Source organism: Sorangium sp. So ce119 (genome assembly GCF_051524405.1).
In the GTDB taxonomy this organism is placed as follows: Bacteria; Myxococcota_A; Polyangia; order Polyangiales; family Polyangiaceae; genus Sorangium; species Sorangium cellulosum_G.
In genome coordinates, this window is sequence record NZ_CP150310.1 from 10,483,073 (window position 1) to 10,501,748 (window position 18,676).

At 72.4% G+C, this 18,676-nt stretch carries 12 protein-coding genes and 1 tRNA gene; 8 read left to right on the forward strand and 5 right to left on the reverse strand.

Annotation, left to right across the window (positions count from 1 at the left end):
* Positions 1-38: 38 nt before the first annotated feature.
* The 4 genes from WME76_RS39720 (at position 39) to WME76_RS39735 (ending at position 4,895) form a co-directional block, all read left to right on the forward strand.
* Entirely contained in the window at positions 39-1,229 is a 1,191-nt protein-coding gene (locus WME76_RS39720) for an MFS transporter (protein WP_437957360.1), read from the forward strand.
* On the forward strand, positions 1,226-3,088 hold the full coding sequence (locus WME76_RS39725) for an IucA/IucC family protein (protein ID WP_437957361.1): 1,863 nt from the start codon (positions 1,226-1,228) through the stop codon (positions 3,086-3,088). The genes WME76_RS39720 and WME76_RS39725 overlap by 4 nt, the downstream gene beginning before the upstream one ends.
* A 179-nt stretch (positions 3,089-3,267) precedes the next feature.
* On the forward strand, positions 3,268-4,431 hold the full coding sequence (locus WME76_RS39730) for a PepSY-associated TM helix domain-containing protein (protein ID WP_437957362.1): 1,164 nt from the start codon (positions 3,268-3,270) through the stop codon (positions 4,429-4,431).
* Between the two features lie 377 nt (positions 4,432-4,808).
* A tRNA-Ser gene (locus WME76_RS39735) sits at positions 4,809-4,895 on the forward strand.
* A gap of 221 nt (positions 4,896-5,116) precedes the next feature.
* Here the strand turns inward: WME76_RS39735 and WME76_RS39740 are convergent.
* Positions 5,117-6,499, reverse strand: a complete 1,383-nt coding sequence (locus WME76_RS39740; RefSeq protein ID WP_061613700.1) for a DUF4388 domain-containing protein — start codon at positions 6,497-6,499, stop codon at positions 5,117-5,119.
* A 202-nt stretch (positions 6,500-6,701) separates the two neighbouring features.
* Positions 6,702-8,672: an aspartate--tRNA ligase gene (gene aspS, locus WME76_RS39745; protein ID WP_437957363.1), complete on the reverse strand. Its 1,971-nt coding sequence runs from the start codon at positions 8,670-8,672 to the stop codon at positions 6,702-6,704.
* A 177-nt stretch (positions 8,673-8,849) separates the two neighbouring features.
* Between aspS and WME76_RS39750 the strand changes: the two genes are divergently transcribed.
* Positions 8,850-10,829 carry a hypothetical protein gene (locus tag WME76_RS39750; RefSeq protein WP_437957364.1) on the forward strand — a complete coding sequence of 660 codons (1,980 nt, stop codon included), beginning with the start codon at positions 8,850-8,852 and terminating at the stop codon, positions 10,827-10,829.
* A gap of 30 nt (positions 10,830-10,859) precedes the next feature.
* Here WME76_RS39750 and WME76_RS39755 read toward each other — a convergent pair whose 3' ends face one another.
* The 3 genes from WME76_RS39755 to WME76_RS39765 are packed head-to-tail and all read right to left on the reverse strand — an operon-like array spanning position 10,860 to position 15,246.
* Positions 10,860-13,040 carry a transglutaminase TgpA family protein gene (locus WME76_RS39755; RefSeq protein ID WP_437957365.1) on the reverse strand — a complete coding sequence of 727 codons (2,181 nt, stop codon included), beginning with the start codon at positions 13,038-13,040 and terminating at the stop codon, positions 10,860-10,862.
* Positions 13,037-14,269, reverse strand: coding sequence for a DUF58 domain-containing protein (locus WME76_RS39760; protein ID WP_437957366.1), 1,233 nt, complete (start codon positions 14,267-14,269; stop codon positions 13,037-13,039). The genes WME76_RS39755 and WME76_RS39760 overlap by 4 nt, the downstream gene beginning before the upstream one ends.
* Before the next feature lie 11 nt (positions 14,270-14,280).
* Positions 14,281-15,246 carry an AAA family ATPase gene (locus WME76_RS39765; RefSeq protein WP_061611154.1) on the reverse strand — a complete coding sequence of 322 codons (966 nt, stop codon included), beginning with the start codon at positions 15,244-15,246 and terminating at the stop codon, positions 14,281-14,283.
* 469 nt (positions 15,247-15,715) lie between these two features.
* Here WME76_RS39765 and WME76_RS39770 point away from each other — a divergent pair, with 469 nt between their 5' ends.
* From WME76_RS39770 to WME76_RS39780, 3 genes are all read left to right on the forward strand, one after another.
* Positions 15,716-16,690: a decaprenyl-phosphate phosphoribosyltransferase gene (locus WME76_RS39770; RefSeq protein ID WP_437957367.1), complete on the forward strand. Its 975-nt coding sequence runs from the start codon at positions 15,716-15,718 to the stop codon at positions 16,688-16,690.
* On the forward strand, positions 16,690-17,430 hold the full coding sequence (locus WME76_RS39775) for a CPBP family intramembrane glutamic endopeptidase (RefSeq protein WP_437957368.1): 741 nt from the start codon (positions 16,690-16,692) through the stop codon (positions 17,428-17,430). The genes WME76_RS39770 and WME76_RS39775 overlap by 1 nt, the downstream gene beginning before the upstream one ends.
* A gap of 83 nt (positions 17,431-17,513) precedes the next feature.
* The gene (locus WME76_RS39780; RefSeq protein WP_437957369.1) at positions 17,514-18,650 is read left to right on the forward strand and encodes a UTP--glucose-1-phosphate uridylyltransferase; all 1,137 of its coding nucleotides are present in this window, start codon (positions 17,514-17,516) and stop codon (positions 18,648-18,650) included.
* Positions 18,651-18,676: the final 26 nt, after the last annotated feature.

Below are 18,676 nucleotides of genomic sequence, written 5' to 3' on the forward strand. Positions count from 1 at the left end.
CGAGGGCTCCGGCCGCGCCCGCGCTCGCAGCCGCCCCGATGGCGCCCTGGCGGCAGGGGCTCCATGTCCTCTGGCTCGGTCAGTTCCTGGTCACCGCGGGGCTCACGGTCATCGTGCCGCTCCTGCCGTTCTACATGGAGCACCTGGGCGCCACCGACCCGTCGAGCAACCGCTTCTGGACCGGCATGGCGCTGGCCGCCCCGGCGCTGCCGCTGCTGATCGCCGCGCCGCTCTGGGGGCGGCTCGGCGACAGGTACGGCCGCAAGCCGATGGTGGTCCGCGCGCTGTTCGGGATCGCCGTCAGCGTCCTCTTGATGGGCCTCGCCCGGACGCCGCTCGAGTTCTTCCTGTGCCGGCTGGCCCAGGGCGCTTTCGGCGGCGTGGACGACGCGGCCGCCGCCTTCGTCAGCACCCAGGCGCCGGCGGCGGAGCGCGGCAAGGCGATGGGCATCCTCCAGAGCGCGACCGCCGGGGGGGCCCTCGTCGGCCCGCTGGCGGGCGGCTTCCTGTCGAGCGCGTACGGGTTCAGGCCCATCGTCCTCACGGTCGGCGCGCTCATCGCCGCGAGCGGGGTCATCGCCGTCGGCTTGCTCGCGGAGCGGCGCGCGGCGGCCGCGCAGCGGAGCGCTCCCAGCGCCGGTGTCGTGATCGGCGATCTCCTCCGCGACCGGCAGACCCGCGCGTTCCTGCTCGCGGGGCTCTGCGTCCAGATCGGCGGTTATGGCCTCATCGGCATCTTCGCCACCCACGTCCGCGACCTCCTGACCGAGCCCCAGCTCGCGCCCCGCTGGGTCGGCGCGCTCCAGGCGGCGACCTGGGGAATGACCCTCGTCGGGGCGGCCTACTGGGGCCGCCGGAACGACCGCGCCGCGGTGGAGCGGAACTTCACCCTGGCGTCGGTGGCCTGCGCGGTGAGCGTCGCTCTGCAAGCGCTGCCGCGCCACGTCGCCTGGCTCCTGCCGCTCCGACTCGGGCAGGGGTTCTGCAGCAGCGCGCTCGGCCAGTCGGTGTACCTCAAGGTGAGCAGGGACGCGAAGGCCGACGAGCGCGGCTTGCGGATCGGCCTCGCCAACAGCTTCCTCACGCTGGGCCACGTCCTTGGCTCCTTCGCGGGCGCGCTCGTCGCGAGCCACCTGTCTGCGCCCGCCATGTTCGTGCTGATGAGCGGCTTCTTCGGGGCCGCGGCCTTCCTGGTCGCGCGCTCCACCTGGGAGATGAAGACACGATGAACACCCTGAACGGCAGAGAGAGCGCTCCGTCCCATCGACCCGAGCCTGACCCCCTGACGTACCGCGCGCTGGCCCGGTCCGATGCATGGGTGGTGGCCCGCCGGCGCGTCTTCCGGCAGCTCATCGAGTCGATGATCTACGAGAAGATCGTCGCGCCGGAGATCGCGAGCTCCGGGCCGGCGCAGACGTTCTCGATCCCGGGTCGGGATGAGCGCGGCGAGGCGGTCACCTACGCCTGCGAGGGCCGGCGGCGGTTCAGCTTCGATCGCATCCGGCTGTCGTCCGCGCCGGTCCGGCGGACGGCTGGCGGCCAGACGGGAGAGGCGGAGTCGATCTCGCAGTTTCTCCTCGAGACCTGGCCGGCGCACGGCGCGAACGCCGAGCGCCTCTCGCAGTTCATCGCCGAGCTCGAGCAGACGATCCTGAAGGACGCGCAGGCGCTGGCCTTCGCCCGGGAAGAGCGCCGCCCGCTGCGGGGCCGCCCCTATGACGAGGTGGAGAGCGCCCTTCCGGACGGCCATCCTTACCACCCCAGCTACAAGTCGCGCGTCGGCTTCGATCTCGCCGACAACCTCCGCTTCGGCCCCGAGTTCTCTCCCCTCGTGAGGCCGATCTGGATCGCGGCCCATCGTGAATGGACTCGAGTGTCCGTCTCGGCCCAGGTGGATCTCGCGACGTTCCTTCGCCGCGAGATCGGAGAGGAGGCCTTCTCGTGCTGGATGGGCGATCTGCGCCGGTACGGGGAGCCCGGGGAGTACGTGCTCCTGCCCGTGCACCCGTGGCAGTGGCGAGCGCAGATCACCGCGCACCTCTGCGAGGACATCCGCGACGGCCGGATCGTCCCGCTCGGCGTGAGCCAGGACGCGTACCGACCGCAGCAGTCCATCCGGACGCTCGCGAACGTCACGTCTCCCGCGAAGGCCTCGCTGAAGCATGCGTTGAGCCTCGTCAACACCTCGACGTCGCGGATCCTGGCGCCGCACACCGTCCAGAACGCGCCGCTCATCTCCGACTGGCTCCATGGGATTGCGCGCGCCGACCCCTTTCTCCGGGACGAGCTGAGGCCGGTGATCCTCCGCGAGGTCGTCGGCGTCGCCTACGATCGCCCGCGGCCCGATCTGCTCCACGAGAGGACCTATGGCATCCTCTCGTGCATCTTTCGCGAGAGCCTCCATCCGGCGCTGGATCAAGGCGAAGAGGCGGTGCCGTGGACGGCGCTCTGCCATGTGGATCGGGACGGCCGTCCTTTCATCGAGCCCTGGGTGCGAGGCGGCGCGCTCGAGCCGTGGCTGCGGCGGCTCCTCGAGGTGAGCGTCCTCCCGGTCATCCACTTCCTCGTGGGCCATGGGATCGCCCTCGAGTCCCACGCTCAGAACATGCTCCTGATCCACCGGGCGGGCGCGCCGACCCGCGTCGGGTTGAAGGACTTCCACGATGGAGTGCGGTTCTCTCCGGCGTGCCTGGCGGCCCCCGATCGCCAGCCGCCGCTGTACCCCACGCCGGCGCGGCATGTCCGGGTCAATCGGAACTCGTTCATCACGACGGAGCGCCCGGGCGATGTTCGCGACTTCGTGCTCGACGCGTTCTTCTTCATCAACCTCGCCGAGCTGGCGATGTTCCTGGCCGATCACTTCGGCCTCGAGGAGCCCAGGTTCTGGGGGATCGTGGACGAGGTCCTCTCGGCCTACCGCGCCCGCTTCCGCGACCTGGCCCCGCGCTTCGAGCTGTTTGCGCTGGGGGTGCCGATGCTCCACGTCGAGCGGCTCACGAACCGGCGCATGTTCCCTGAAACCGACGTTCAGGTGCACAGCGTCCCGAACCCGCTCGCGCTCGGAGCTCACCGCGGCCAGTCGGGCTGAGGCGCCGGCGAGCGAGGTGAAGAGAGGGCCCTGCTGCCCGGATCTCACGCCCAGCTCGGGTGGCCTCGCCAAAGGAGCGCTCCTCCCGGGCGAGATGCTTGACGTCAGCCCCGGAACATGGTCCCGTTCGTTGAGAAGGTGAAAGTCGTTTTCATCAACGACCGGGCCGTATGAGGGCGGTGTTCAGGCTCCACTCGGCGCTCGGCGTGATCTCGGCCGTCGGGCTCGCTGTCGTCTCGGCGAGCGGCGCGGCGCTGGTCTTCCACGGCGAGCTGGATCGTGCGCTCTCTCCCGAGCTTCACCGCGTCGAGCCGGGGCCGCGGCGGGTGTCGTACGACGAGATCTTCGAGGGCTCGCGGCGCCGACACCCGGACGCTCACGCCGTGCGCATCTGGCGCTTCCCCGCGGCGCCCGATCGGCCGGTGGAGCTGCAGATCAGCCGGTTGGAGGAGGGCGCCGAGGCGTGGCGCTTCGAGTACGTGGATCCGTACACAGGCCATGTGCTCGGAGCGCGGGCCGGCGGCGGCGAGGCGTCGCTTTCAGCCCATCCGATGGACGTGCTGCTGTGGCTGCACACGAGCTTCCTCCTCGGCAAGCGCGGTCAAGCGGCGGTGGCGCTGCTGTCGATCCTCGTCCTCGCGTCTGTCCTGACAGGCCTCATCGTCTACCGGCGCTCCGTCACGAAGATCCTGCTCTTCCGCGTGCCGCTGCGCCTCAGGGGCTCTCGCGCCGGGAGCTCGACGCTGCACCGGGTCCTCGGCGTGTGGTCGGCGCTGTTCCTCGTGGTGATCGCCTCGACCGGGCTCTTCATGCTCCGCGCGGTATTCACCTCCTCGTTCTGGGAGGCGCCTGCGCCGCGGCCGCCGCAGCCGGCGCTGACGTTCTCGATCGACGCGCTCCTGGCGAGGGCGCGGGAGGACGCGCCGGCCTTCGTCCCTCGGGGGATGCGCCGCATCACGGGCGACGGCGAGAGCGCGTTGTTCGGCGATCAGAGGAATCGCTCGTTCCTCCTGGGCGAGTACTCGAGCGAGGTGAAGTTCGACGCGCGCACAGGCGAGATCCGGAAGATACGGCTCACGAACGACCGCAGCCCCGCCGGAAAGCTCGAGTCCATGGTCGGTCCCGCGCACTTCGGGACGTGGGGAGGAACTCCGGTGCGGGTGCTCTACATGCTGCTCGGGCTCGCGCCGTTGCTCCTGTCCATCACCGGGCTGTATCTCTGGTGGCGGCGCCGGAGCGCCGGTGTCCCCCGACGCCGGGGTGAGGCGTACTTCCGCCCGGCGCAGCCGGCGCGCGACGCCAGGACCGAGGGCCCCGAGCACCTGACGGCGCGGGTCCGCTGAGCCCGGCACGGGCACGATGGCAGGACCCCGGCGCTTGGAGCGCACCGGAGAGGCACTCGCGAGACATTTGTAATTTTTATCGCATTTATGGCATGGGCTCGGTGTCATGCCGGCGTCCCGGCCGACTCAAGGATCCCCGGGTCGCGCCTGGGTCTGGTGGCTCGCTGGCCGCCCGCCGCCTCCCGGGCGGGGCACACGGGTCGGTGCGCCTCCCCGCACGATCTTTTTGTGCACGGCGACAGGCTCTTTGGTATGTTGCCGCTCCCTCGACGGCCGCGACGCGCGTCGGTCGAGTCAACGCTCTTTCAATCGTCAAGCTTCGAGGTCCGCACTGGCCCTGCGCTTCGCACGGGTCGGGAGGACGCTCCTGGAGACCAGGAGAGGTGGCCGAGTGGCTGAAGGCACACGCTTGCTAAGCGTGCGATCGGGAAACTGATCCGCGGGTTCGAATCCCGCCCTCTCCGCAGAGACCGCGCTCAGCGCGACGCCGCACCGCGCGGCGGCCTGAGCGCGACGCACGATCGACAAGCAGACGACCCGCAGGCGCGCGGATCGCGTCCGCGCGTGGCGCCGCGAGCGAGCGGCTCGCCAGCGGCGTCGCATCCGCGCATCAGCGACGCGCATCCGCGCGCATCAGCGACGCGCATCCGCGACGCGCGCCCGGCCGTCCCCGCTGCCGCGGCGCTCAGGCCGCCCTGGTCCTCAGCACGCGCGACTGCAGGAACTGGTAGATCGTCTTGATCGCGTCGAACGAGCCGACCGCGCTCTCCTTGATCACCTCGTTCACGGTGCGCGAGCCGTTGACCGCCCCGAGCACGAGCTCCTCGATCCGCGTCAGCTTGCCCCAGCCCACGCCGTCGAGCGCGACCTGGTCGACGACCACCACCTGGTCGAAGTTGATCGTCCCCTCCATGAGCCGCCACTCGTCGACGCGACGGAACCCCTCGAGCACCAGCGCGGACACGGCGAGGCCGAGGCGCGCTTGCTCCACCTCGGGGCGGAACGGCTCGCGCGTGAACGAGAAGCGCCCGTAAGGCCAGCGCAGCACCTCGTAGATCAGCTCGCTCGACTGGCGCTCCAGCACGGCGATGAGGTCGTCGTTCGTCGCGACGCCCGCCTCGACGAGCACCTGGCCGAGCAGGGTGTTCGGCATCTTCTCGCGGAGCAGCGCCTCGAGCCGCTCGCGCGTCACCACGCCGCGCTCGATGAAGTAGCGCCCGAGCTTGAACTCGTCCGACGAGTTGCGCGCCTGCACGAGATCGATGAGCCCCTGCCGGATCGAGATCGTGACCGACGACCGGTTCGTCGTCACCCGGAGCACGCCCGTCTGCCGCTGCATCTGGAGGAGCTGGAGGATCTCGGCGAGCGGGATCGCGGAGACGTCGCCGCTCATCACCTCCTTCGCCTCCGGCGGCGCGTCGATGTCGCGGAGCGACAGGGTCAGCTTCGAGACCACCTCGCTCGTCATCACGCGGGCGACCGCCTGCATCACGGCCGCCTCGTTCGTCCGCGCCTCGGGCGAGAGGCTCATGATCGCGGGGGTCATCACCGTCGCGAGCTGCTGGGCGAGGTCGACCCCGGCGCGCTGGCGCATGTTCCGGGCGAGGAGGCTCGGCCGAACGCTCTCGGCGATCGTGTCCTCGTCCGGCATCTTCGCGCCCTCGGGCACGGGCCGCGCGCGCCCCTCCGCCGCCTTCGAGAGCGCGCCCTCGATCACCGCGACCAGCGCGCGCGCGTCGAACGGCTTCGTGATCGCGTCGACGGCGCCGGTCTGCTGGACGAACTGGCCCCGGATCTTGTCGCCCTTGGCGCTCATCAAGACGACGGGGACGTTGCGGTGCGACGGGTTCGACCGGAGCTCCCGGCAGAAGGCGTAGCCGTTCATCCTCGGCATCACGAAGTCGAGGAGGACGACGTCGTACTTCGGCCCCTTCTTGATCAGCTCGATCCCGGCGAGCCCGTCGCGCGCCACGGTCGGCTCGAACCCGTTGCGCGCCAGGATCGCGCTGACGACCTTCAAGATGGTCGGGCTGTCATCGACAACGAGGACGCGCGCCGGGGAGGCCATGGCGATGATTGCAGGTCCTACCCTATCAGAAGTGCGCGGCCTGCAAACATAAAGGCCGAGGGGCGCGCCCGCGCGCGGCCAGGCAGAGCGCGGGGCGCGGCGGCGCGCCGTCGGTGTACGTCTCGCGCGTCGCGCGTCGCGCGCGCCCCGCCGCCGCCGCCGGAGATCGCTCGCGCTCCTCGGACCGGCGCCGGCGCCGGCATCAAGCGCCGGCGCTGCCGGCGCCGGTCGCGCCCGGTCGCGCGTCTGCGGTGACCGCCTTCACGTGCACCTCGGCGAGCTGCGCGGCGTCGACGACCACGGGCGCGCCGGTCATCTGGTCCGTGCCCTGGTTGGTCTTCGGGAACGGGATCACGTCCCTCAGCGTCGGCGCGCCGCTGAGCAGCATCGAGAGCCGATCCATGCCGAGCGCGATGCCGCCGTGCGGCGGCGCGCCGCTCCGGAGCGCGTCCAGGAGGAAGCCGAACTTGTCGCGCGCGTCGCCCTCGTCGATGCCCAGCGTCTTGAAGACGCGCGCCTGCACGTCGGGGTCGTGCAGCCGGATCGACCCGCCGCCGACCTCGAACCCGTTCAGCACGAGGTCGTAACGGTAACACTCGACGCGCCCCGGATCGCTCTCGAGGAGCTGCACGTGCTCGTCGATCGGCCTCGTGAACGCGTGGTGCGCGGCCGCCCAGCGCCCCGTGTCCTCGTCGTGCTCGAACAGGGGTGGGTTCGTCACCCAGAGGAACCGCCACTGGTCGCCATGCCCGTACTCCGGGATGAGCCCGATCTTCTTGGCGATGTCGACGCGGAGCTTCGCCATCACGGTGTGCACGACGGCGGCCTTGCCGAACTGGAAGCAGAGGATGTCGCCCGGCTTGGCGCCGAGCGCCTCGTTCAGCTTCTGCCGGAGCTCCGGCGTGATCGACTTCGTGAGGGGCGACTGCGTCCACGAGCCGTCCTCGGCGAGCTTGGCGCGCGCGAGCCCCCGGAAGCCCTTCACGTCGCGGAGCCCGCGCTCGAGCTCCTCGGTCTGCTGGCGGGACAGGTTGGCGCTCGCCGGGATCACGAGCCCCTTCACGATCTCCGCCGGCAGGTCGCGGCGCAGCTTGCCCGACCGGTACTTCTCCGCGAGCTCCACCCAGAACGGCACCCCGCCGCCGTTGTGCTCGATGATGAGCTCCGTGAGGTCGGTGTGCTCGATCCCGAAGCGCAGGTCGGGCTTGTCGTTGCCGAAGCGGGCCATCGACTCGGCGAACGGCATCTGCGGGAAGCGGCCCGTCGGGTAGAGTTCCGTGAGGTCCTTGCCGACGGCGGCCTTGAACACCGCGAAGACGAGCCCCTCGATCAGCCGGAAGACGTCGTCCTGGTTCACGAACGACAGCTCGACGTCGATCTGGGTGAACTCCGGCTGCCGGTCGATGCGCAGATCCTCGTCCCGGAAGCACTTCACGATCTGGAAGTACCGGTCGAAGCCCGCGACCATGAAGAGCTGCTTGTAGAGCTGCGGGCTCTCGGCGAGCGCGTAGAACTTGCCGGACGAGATGCGCGACGGGACGAGGAAGTTGCGCGCGCCGCCCGGCGTGTACTTCACGAGGAACGGCGTCTCGAGCTCGAGGCACCCCTGGTCCGACAGGTAGTTCCGCGTCGCCCGGTTGACCTCGTGGCGCATGCGCAGCGCCCGCTGGAGCGGCGTCCGGCGCAGGTCGAGGTACCGGTACTGGAGGCGGATCTCCTCGTCGGTGCGGATGTCGTCCTCGATGGAGAACGGAGGGTTGTCGGCGCGGTTGAACGCCACGGCCTCGGCCACGCGCACCTCGACCTCGCCGGTCGCGAGCTTCGGGTTCACGTTCTGCTCGCCCCGGTGCACGACGACGCCGCGGATGCCGATGACCCACTCGCGGCGCACCGTCTCGGCGAGCTTCAGCGACGCGGCGAGCTGATCGGGCGTCGAGTAGGGCTCGCCCGACCCCTCGAGGGCCGGCGCGCGCTTCACCGACCCCGCGTCGTAGCCGGCGTCGAAGACGACCTGCGTGATCCCTTCGCGATCGCGCAGGTCGATGAACACGCAGCCGCCGAAATCGCGGCGATGCGCCACCCAGCCGAAGAGGATGACCTCCTTGCCGATGTCCGCCGTGCGCAGATCGCCGCAGCGGTGCGTCCTCTTGAGCTCATCGATGAAACGGGACACGAGCCGACCTCCGAATTTCCGTGGGAGGGGCGACTCTAACCCAGGTCGCCGTTGCCCGCCTCTTCGTATGCGCATGGTCGCGCGTGCGCGTCGGCCTGCGCGCCGCCGATCCGCGGCTCGCTCGGGTCGACGCGCCGGAACTTGGCCCTTCCGCGGCCGATCTGGCATGGCCGCCGGGTGAGCTCCGGAGAGAAACGCTGCTGGCTCGATCGGTCGCTCGCCTTCCTGTCGGCCGCGCTGCCCTTCGGGCTCTCGCTGGCCCGCGCCGCCTCCTCGGGGCAGTGGCGCGAGGATCTCACCGCCGTCCGGGACCTCGGCCTCCTCGCGGTCGGGGTGGGCGGCGGCCTCTCGACGGCGCTCTCGCAGGCGCTGAGCCTGCTCCCGCTCGGCCCGCGCACCTTCCGCACCGCCCTCGGGTCGGCGCTCGCGCTCGCGCTCGCGTCGCGCCTGCTCTACGAGATGGTCCGCCGGCTCCTCCTGGAGGCGGAGCGCCCGGCGCCCCTGCCCGGGCTCGCGCTCTGGCGGCGGCTCCGCGGCGACGCGGCAGCGCCGCTCGCCGCGACGGCGGGCTCCGCGCCGGGCGCGCCGGGCTCCACGACGGCCGCGCCGGGCGCCGGCAGGCCGCGGCTCGCCTCGGTGCTCGCGACGATCGCCGTCCTCACGGCGGCGCTGTCGCCGACGTGGCAGCGGGAGGCGACGGTCGGCGGCGGCGCCATGCTCGCGACCTGCTGCGCGCTCGTGACCCTCGCGCTCGCGTCGGTCTGCGCCGAGCAGGCGCGGCACGCGGGGCGCGCGTGGATCGGGCTCGGCGCGCTCCTCGGGGCCACGTTCGCCGAGAGCCCCCCCGCCGGCCTCGCCGCGCTGGCGGCGTCGTACGCGATGTTCCTCGCCCGCCGCGGCCTCGGCGAGCGCTCCGCCGGCGTCCCGGCCGCCGGACCGCCCCGGCGCATCCTGGCCGCCGCGGCCCTCGCGGGCGCGCTCACGGCCGCGCTCCTGCTCGCGCCGCTCGTGCTGCGGCCGCTCGCCCCGCGCGCGTGGGCCGACATCGGCCGCGCGCTCACGGCCGGCAGCCTCGCCGCGCTCGACGTCGCGAGCGCGCGCACCACCGCGCTCGCCGCGTGGAGCCGCGAGATCGGGGTCGTCTCGCTGCTCATCGCCGCCGCCGGGCTCGGGCTCGCGCTCCTGCGCCCGCGCGCCCGGTGGCTCGTCGCGCCCTTCCTCGCGCTGCTCGCGCTCGACACCCTCCTGCCCGCGCGGGCGGCCGGCGTGCTCTCCGCGGATCCGCTCACCCCGCTGCGCTCGCTCGCGGTCGCGGCGATCGCCGTCGGCTCGGCGCTCGGCGCGCACGCCGCGGTGCGGGCGCTGCTCGACACGCGCGTGCCGTTCTCGCGGAGCGGCGCGGTGCTGCTCGTCGTCTTCCAGCTCACGCTGGTCGCGCTCACGAGCGAGGAGGCCGGCTTCGCCGCCGACCGGAGCGAGCAGACCGCGGCCGAGGTCTGGACGGACGAGGCCTACGGCAGCCTCGACCCGAGATCCGCGCTCCTCGTGCGGTCCCCGGCGATCGCGTGGCGGGTCTGGGCGGCGCGGATCACGCGCGGCGAGCGGCCCGACGTCCTCGTGATCCCGATCCCGCTGCTCGACCGCGGCCACGTCGCGGCGAGCCTGCTCGCCGAGGAGCGCAAGCTCATGCCGCTCCTGCGCGATTTCGCCCTCGCGGGCGAGCCCAGCGAGTTCGCGCTCTCCACGCTGGCCGACGTCCGGCCCCTCTACGTGGAGCTCGATCCGCGCTGGTCGAAGCGGCTCCTCGGCCACCTGAACGTCGCCGGCATCTGGCTCGAGTACGCGCCGCAGCCGCTCGGCGCCTCCGATCGCAAGCTGGCGACGGCGCAGTCGATCGCGCCGATCCGGCGCGTGCTGGAGTCGCTGTCGGTCGCCGCGGTGCCGGACACGTCGACGGCGGCGGTCCTCGCGTCGACGATGCGGGGCCAGTCGAACATCGTCAGCCTCCTCGGCGAGCGCGTCGTGGCGCAGTCGTTCGTGGACCGCCTCGGCGAGCTCGCCGCGCAGGATCCGTTCGTCTCCGGCGGCCCGAGCCGCCGCGCCGTCACCGGCATCCGTCAGGCGTTCATCGCGCGGCGACCCGTCCGGCGCCGCTGAGATCCGCGCCCTCCGGCGGCCGGATCGCGCTCACGGCGAGGCGTGGAGCCCGATCTCGCCCGCCGCGAGCGCCCGGAGGTCGGCCGAGCGCAGCGCCTTGACCCGCCGCTCGAAGTCGCGGCTGTCGTCCTCGGTGAGCTTCGCCCCGCCGAAGCGGGCGCGCAGGTAGACCTGCGTGAGCGTCAGGATCTCGCGCGCCAGCGGGTGCGCCGCGAGCTCCAGCGCCTCGGCGTGGCGCAGCGGCGGCATGCTGGGCGGGCGCGGCACGCCCTGCGCGAGCATGGCGGACTCCAGGCTCTCGTACAGCGCCGTCGCCAGGATCGCGCTCGGCGTCCGCCCGCCGTCCGCGCGGCTCTCCTCGCGCCCGCGGCGCGCGCGGCGGAAGCGCCAGTAGAGCAGGCCGCCGCCCAGCGCGAGCGCGACGGCGGCCGCCGCGAGGGTCCGCGGGCGCGACAGCGCGACGTCGCCGCTCGATCCGGACCGCCGGTAGCGCGACGTGAGCGTCTGGAGCAGGCTCACCTGCTGGTTCAGGTCGTAGCCGACGATGTGCCTGTCCCAGCGCTGGCTCGTCGCCTCGATGAAATCGCGGAGGTACGCCCAGACGCCGACGAGCTCGCTCTTCGGCGCCGCGTCCGCCGGCGGCGTTGGGTCGAACGTCATCCACCCCTCGCCGTCGAGGTAGACCTCGACCCACGAGTGGGCGTCGCCCTGGCGCACCGCATAGAACCGGCCGAAGCGGTTGTACGTGCCGCCGACGAAGCCGGTGACGTTGCGCGTCGGGATGTCCACCGCGCGCAGCAGGATCGCCATCGCCGTCGAGTAGAACTCGCAGTGCCCGCGCTTCGACTCGAACAGGAAGTGGTCGAGCGGGTGCGGGTCCGCCCCCGAGGGCGACGCGAGGTCGTACCGGTACTCCGTGCGCAGGCGCTCCTGGATGGCCCGCGCCTTGTCGGCCGGGCGATCGACGCCGATCGTCCACACCCGCGCGAGATCGACGACGCGCGACGGCAGCTCCTTCGGGAGGTCCAGGTAGCGCCGCCGATCGGCCGCCGAGAGCCGCTGGAACGTCGGCGACCGCTTGCGCGACAGGAAGACGTCGTAGACCAACCCGCGGTCGTCCAGCGGCTGGTACCTGAACTCCCCCTCCGGCCCGCGGTGGGCCAGCGTGTTCGCCTCGAGCCCGAGCTGCCCGCGGTGCTTGAACCGGAGCCCCGTCGCGTTCGGCGGGAGGAAGATCACCGGCGGATCGATCGGCTCCAGGTCGATCCGCATCACCGGATCGATCGCCGGGTCCGGGTACCGCTCGATCGGCACGAGCCCCGCGTCGCTCTCGGTCGGGCGCTTGAAGCTCTCGCTCTGGGTCCAGGTGCGGCCGTCGTACGCGTCGAGCGCCGTCCCGCGCAGGTGCATGGTGAGGCGCGGCGGCGGCGGCTCGGGCAGATCGGGGATCTCGACCCGCATCGCCAGCTTCGGGTCGCTGCGCAGCACGCCGACGGCGCCGAGGTCGACCTTGCCCGAGAAGCCGATCATCCGCCCCGTGTGGCCGCGGTTCAGCAGCAGCAGCGAGAGGCCGACGCGCGGGAAGATGACGAACAGGGCCGCGGTGAAGACGAAGATCGGGATCGAGAGCAGGCAGGTGACGGCCAGGAACGAGCGCCCGACGACGCGCCGCGAGCGCAGGATGCGCGGCACGTCGACGGGCAGCCCCGTCCGGTCGCGCGCCCCCTGCCGGTAGTTGCCCTCGACCTCGCGCCGCAGGTGGCTGAGCACGAGCGCGCCCGGCGCGACGACGAGCACGCCCAGGAAGCACAGCCCGTAGCCGAGGCCTCCGCCGAGGACCGTCCCGGCGATGAGGTGCAGCAGCGCGAGCACGATGACCTGCTGGTCGTGCGCCGCCCCCTTGCGCGTCGCGAGCCGGATGATCTGCAGCGCGGCGGCGAACTCGACGAGCACGTCGAGCACGCTCGCGTCGGTGAAGACGATGCGCACCACCTGGACGGCGATGACGGCCAGGAGGACGCCGGTGTCGAGGTAGCGCAGCGCCGGGTGCCGCTGCCACGACTCGCGCACGCCGACCGCGAGCGCGAGCGCGAGGCCGATGAGGATGGCCCAGCTCACGTACCGGTTGAACTGCCCGCTCGCGACGAGCGCGATGACGCCCAGCGCCGCGAGCGCGTCGGTCATGATCCGATGCACCACCCCGAATCTCATGATGCGGTCCTCGGCGTGCTGGTGCGGCGCTCGCCGCTGGTCGGGCCCGGGCTCGACGCCTGGCGCACGGACGCGCGGGCGGCGCGCTCGGCCCTCGCCTCCGCCATGCGGGCCTCGTCCACCGCCTCGAGCAGCGCGAGGAACCTGAGGATCGCGTCGGAGCCGATGTTGCGGTCGCCGCGCACCCGCTCGCCCAGCGTCGTCGCGACGACCACCGCGTCGCCGCGCTTGATGTGGGCGACGGCGCGCGAGGCCGCCTCGCGGATCCTGCGCTCGAAGAGCTGCGCGAACCCGTCGCCCTCGCCGGCGGGGCGCACCGCGTCGACGACGATCTGCACGTCGGGCCGCGTCTCGCGGGTCCGCTCGCGCAGCACCATCTGGTCGCGCATCGTGCTCTTCCTCCAGTAGATGTCGCGCGGATCGTCGCCCTCGCGCATCGGCCGCAGCCCGAAGGTCTCGTCGCCGCCGCCGCGCCCGCTGAGGCTCGCGCCGCCCTCGCGCCGCCCGGCGTCCTCGACGGGGAGCCGGACCGGGTCGACCGCGGGGTAGATGATGAGATCGCCCTCGGCCTCGACCTCGCGCGACTTCTCGAACAGCCCGAAGGGGAAGCGGGTCGCGATGCGGAACCCTGTGTGCCGGTCGCGGCCGCGCTTCGCCGGCGTCCGCCGGTAGGCGGCCACCTGCGCGCTCGACGGGCTGATCTTCAGGAAGAAGCAGCGCTTGTCGGCCGGCTGGCCCGCGCGCAGGTCCTCGACCTCGATCGCGTACGACGGCACGCGCTTCTTGTGGTTGTAGACCTCGATCTCGACGAGGTGCGCCCGGCCCACCTGGGCGCGGGCCGGGAGCCGCCGGGTCACGGTGAGGTGCCGCAGCGACATGTCGCTCATCACGCCGGAGACGACGATCAGCGACAGCAGCATCCCGAGCAGCAGGTAGAGGAGGTTGTTGCCGGTGTTGATCGCCGCGAAGCCGACGCCCAGCGTGATGCCGAGGTAGTACTTCCCCTCCCGGGTGAACTTGAGCTTCCGGGGCGGCCTCAGGGCGAGCAGGAACCTCGCCCACGACGGCGTCTTGTCGCCGCGCGGGGGCAGGAGCGGGCGCTGCTCGATCGGGGGTCGCTCGCGCCGCGGCCGGCTCGGCCGGACGGCGCTGCGCGACGCGGCATCGGCGCGCTCGGCCCCGCGGGAGCTGCCGCTGAGAGATCCCCGCTCCCGGTCCTCTGCGCCCATCGGCCTGCCGTTCAGAGCGGGACCGGCACCCGCGCCACGAGGTCGCGCACGGCCGCCTCGCACTCGTCGCGGGTCGGCATGTAGCCCTCCGCGTGGGCCGAGAGCCGGACGCGGTGCGCCAGCACGGCGACCGCGAGGTCGTGGATGTCGTCCGCGATACAGTACGAACGCCCATGGAGCACCGCGCGCCCCCGGGCCGCGCGCGCCAGGTTCATGCCGGCGCGCGGCGACGCGCCCAGCGAGAGGGTCGGGCTCGATCGCGTCGCCGCGAGCACCGCCTGCAGGTAGGTCGCGAGCGACGAGTCGAGCTCGACGCGGTCGACCTCGCGCTGGAGCGCGACGAGCTGGGCGGGATCGATGATCTGCGGCACGTTCCGCGCGCGATCCGGCTCCCCGCCCTGGAGGAGCAGGCGCATTTCCACCTGCGGCGGCGGGTACCCGATCCGGATCCGGACCATGAACCGGTCGAGCTGCGACTCCGGCAGCGGAAATGTGCCGGCGAAATCCTGGGGGTTCTGGGTCGCGAGCACGAAGAACGGCTCCGGCAGCGGCGTCGCCGTCCCCTCGATCGACACCTGCCCCTCGTTCATCGCCTCGAGCAGCGCCGACTGCGTCCGCGGGCTCGCCCGGTTGATCTCGTCGGCGAGCAGGACGTTCGCGAAGATCGGCCCCTGGCGGAAGACGAACTGCCCGATCCGCTGGTCGAACACGCTCACCCCGAGGACGTCGCTCGGCAGCAGATCGCTGGTGAACTGAACGCGACGGAGCTCGCCCCCCACGGCCTTCGCCAGCGCGCGGGCCAGCGTCGTCTTGCCGACGCCCGGCACGTCCTCGATGAGGACATGGCCCCGGGCGAGCAGCGCGATGAGCGCCAGCTCGACCGCCTCTGGCTTGCCTTCGAGGGCCTGCTCCACGGCAGAGCGAAGCTTCAAAAGCAGGGGCGAAGCTTCACGCGCGACCGAGAGCGCTGATGTCATCACGGGCGATGGTAGCACGAGGTCACGGCCAACCTGCGGGGATGCGCATTTTGCGTTCCACGAGCCGGGCCGGCCAGTGCGAACGTGGATTCGCGACCTCGACCTCGGACCCCGTGGCGCAGTCTGACGCGGCGTACGCTGCTTCACCTTCTCTGCGGGCTCGTCGTCCGTGGTTGCGCCGTCCCGCCGCCCGCTTTCGGTCGCGCGCGCGCCCGGCGCTTTTGCCTGCCGCGGAATGGCCGGGGACGGTGCTCCCGGGTATGCTCCGCCCGCCGTGACCGCCTCGGGTCCTCTTTTTCGCCACAGCGCCGCAGGCTTTCCTTCTTCCGAGGAGGCGCCCGGCGCCGATGCTCGCCCGGACGCAGCCGCGCAGGACGTACCCACGCCTGCCGAGCAGGCCGGCCCGATCGTCTCGCTGAGCTCCGCCCCTGCCGGCAAACCTACATCTGCGCCTCCGCGGAGCGCCGGCGTGCCGAGCTCCCGACCGCCGGAGAGCGGGCCCCCCTCGGGCAGCCTGATCGCGCAGCCGCCCATCCTGCCCGACTCCCCGAGGGGGACGCTGCTCTGGCGCGTGCGCGGGATGATCCGCGCGATGCGCCCCCACCAGTGGGTGAAGAACCTCTTCGTCCTCGCCCCGGTGGTGTTCGCCAAGCACCTGACCCACCCCTCGATCATCATGAGCGCGGTCGGGGCGTTCGCGATCTTCTGCCTGCTCGCGGGCGCGGTCTACGTCCTGAACGACATCGTCGACGCGGAGGCCGACAGGGTCCACCCGGTCAAGCGGTACCGGCCGATCGCGTCCGGTCGCGTGCCGATCCCGGTCGCCAAGGCGATGGCGGTCGGCCTGGCGGTCATCGCGCTCGGCGCCAGCCTGCTCGGCCCGCCCCTCTTCGCGGTCGTCGCCGCCAGCTACTACGTCCTCAACGTCGCCTACTCCTTCCGGCTCAAGAAGATCGCGTACCTCGACGTCGGCTGCATCGCGGTCTTCTTCGTGCTGCGCGTGCTCGCCGGCGGCTTCGCCACGAGGACGCCGCTCTCCGGCTTCATGATCGCCTGCACCGCCCTGCTCGCGCTCTTCCTCGGCTTCGGCAAGCGGCGCCACGAGCTCGCCTCGGTGAACGCCTCGAAGCAGCGGGCGGCGCTGGACGCCTACACGCCAGGCGCCCTCACGGCGGCGCTCGCCGTCACCGGCGTCGCCACCATCGCCACGTACCTGGCGTACACGCTCGATCACGACACGCAGCGCTTCTTCCAGAACCCCTACCTCTGGCTCACCACGATCCACCCGCTCTTCGGGGTGATCCGGTTCCTTCAGCTCGTGGCGGGCAGCGCCAAGGCCGAGAGCCCCACCCAGGAGATCCTCCGGGACACCCCCTTCGTGCTGAACCTCGTCATGTGGTCCGCCGAGGTGCTGGTGATCGTGTATCGGCTGAGGCCGTCCTGATGCCCGGCGCCGGCCCGGAGCTCGCCCGGCCGGGGGCAGCGCCTGCCAGCGACAAGCCCACCTCGAAGAGCGACGCGCTGACGGATCTGGCGCTGACGATGCCGATCTTCGTCCTCTACCACCTCGGCGTCGCCTTCCTCCCCATCCGCAACGCGGCGGATCCGGTCACCGCCGAGCTCCGGGCGCTCGCCAAGCACAGCCTCCCGATGTACGCGGGCCTCACGGTCGCCATCGGCGCCGTGTTCGTGATCGTCCTCTCCGTCCTCGGCCGGGGCCACGCCCTCCAGAAGCGGCGCTTCGCGCTCCTCGCCACCGAGGGCGCGCTCTACGCCATCCTGATGCGCTTCGCCGGCTCCTATGTTGTCGGCTCCCTCCGGCTCGGCCCGCCCGTGGCGTCGAACGACATCTTCACCGGCGTCGTGATGTCGCTCGGCGCGGGCTTCTACGAGGAGATCGCCTTCCGGGCCGGCCTCTACGGCCTCGGCGCGCTCGCGATCAAGCTCGTCTTCGGCCGGGGAGCCCAGGGGGTGGTGCTGCTGGTCGGATGGGCGATCGTGTCCGCCGCCGTCTTCTCCGGCTGGCACTACGTCGGCCCGCTGGGCGACCCCTGGAACCTCCCCTCCTTCGTGTTCCGGATGGTGTGCGGGCTCGTGCTCACGGGGATCTACGTCTTCCGCGGCTTCGCGCCGGCGGTCTGGACCCACGCGCTCTACGACGTCTGGGTCCTCGTGCTCCGCTGACCGCGCGCCTCGCGGAGCGCCCCCGCGCGCGTGGGGCCACGCGCCGTATTGCCGGGCCGTTCTGCCCGTGCTCTTGGAGCTTCGTGTCCCTCGCACAGCAGATCTCCGCCCTCCCTGCTCCTCTCCTGAAGCGCCTGCACGACCGGGGGTTCGAGGCGCCCCGCCTGGCGCGGTGGGCGGCGACCCTCGGCGTGGAGCGGGACGCGCGCAACCGGCTGCCCGGCCGCGTCGAGCCCCCCGCCCCCGACGACATCGCGGCGGCGCCGGTCGAGGGCACGGCCGAGCACGGGCGCCATCGCGAGCGCGGGCTCGCGGCGCTCTCGGCGGGCGAGGTCGCCCTCTGCGTGCTCGCCGGCGGCATGGCGACCCGGATGGGCAGCGTGGTCAAGGCGCTCGTGGAGGCGCTCCCCGGCCGGACCTTCCTCGACCTCCGGCTGGGCGAGAACGCGCACCTCGAGGCGCTGGCGAGCCGCCCGGGCGCCCACGTGCCGCTCTGGCTCATGACCAGCGAGGCCACCGAGCGGCCGATCCGCGACGCCCTCGGCCCGCGCCTCGACGGCGCGCGGTGCGCCACCTTCGAGCAGAACGTCTCGCTCCGCCTGACCCCCGAGGGGGCGCTGTTCCTCGACGAGCAGGGCGAGCCGAGCGTCTACGCCACCGGTCACGGCGACCTGCCCGACGCGCTCCGCCGGAGCGGCCTGCTCGCCCGCTTCCTGGAGCGCGGCGGCAAGACCGTCTGGATCGCCAACCTCGACAACCTCGGCGCCACCGTCGACCCGGCCATCCTCGGGTGGCACCTCGACCACGGCGACCCCCTCACGGTCGAGGTCGTCGACAAGGTGGGCGCGGATCGGGGCGGCGGGCCCGTCCGGTGGAACGGAAAGCGCATCATCACCGAGGAGTTCCGCCTCCCCCACGGCTTCGATCCGGGCGCCGTGCCGGTCTTCAACACGAACACGTTCCTTGTCAGCGCCGCCGCCCTCGACGCGCTCGCGATGGAGTGGACCTACGTCGAGGTCGAGAAGAAGATCGGGGACCGCAAGGCCATCCAGTTCGAGCGCCTCCTCGGCGAGATCACGGCGGCGCTCGAGCCCCGGCTCCTGCGCGTGCCGCGCGAGGGGCTCGCCTCCCGCTTCCTCCCGGTCAAGGACGTCCCGGAGCTCGAGCGGCGCCGCCCGGAGATCGAGGCGATCGCGCGGGCGCGCGGCCTGCTTGGCTGAAGCGCTCCGGGCGCCTCCGTGCCGCG

What these genes read in the sequence shown, in the direction of transcription:
- WME76_RS39720 (WP_437957360.1), top strand. Translation starts at nt 39, where the DNA reads ATGGCGCCCTGGCGGCAGGGGCTCCATGTCCTCTGGCTCGGTCAGTTC.
- WME76_RS39725 (WP_437957361.1), top strand. Translation starts at nt 1,226, where the DNA reads ATGAACACCCTGAACGGCAGAGAGAGCGCTCCGTCCCATCGACCCGAG.
- WME76_RS39740 (WP_061613700.1), bottom strand. Translation starts at nt 6,499, where the DNA reads ATGGCCTCCCCGGCGCGCGTCCTCGTTGTCGATGACAGCCCGACCATC.
- WME76_RS39755 (WP_437957365.1), bottom strand. Translation starts at nt 13,040, where the DNA reads ATGAGATTCGGGGTGGTGCATCGGATCATGACCGACGCGCTCGCGGCG.
- WME76_RS39760 (WP_437957366.1), bottom strand. Translation starts at nt 14,269, where the DNA reads ATGGGCGCAGAGGACCGGGAGCGGGGATCTCTCAGCGGCAGCTCCCGC.
- WME76_RS39765 (WP_061611154.1), bottom strand. Translation starts at nt 15,246, where the DNA reads ATGACATCAGCGCTCTCGGTCGCGCGTGAAGCTTCGCCCCTGCTTTTG.
- WME76_RS39775 (WP_437957368.1), top strand. Translation starts at nt 16,690, where the DNA reads ATGCCCGGCGCCGGCCCGGAGCTCGCCCGGCCGGGGGCAGCGCCTGCC.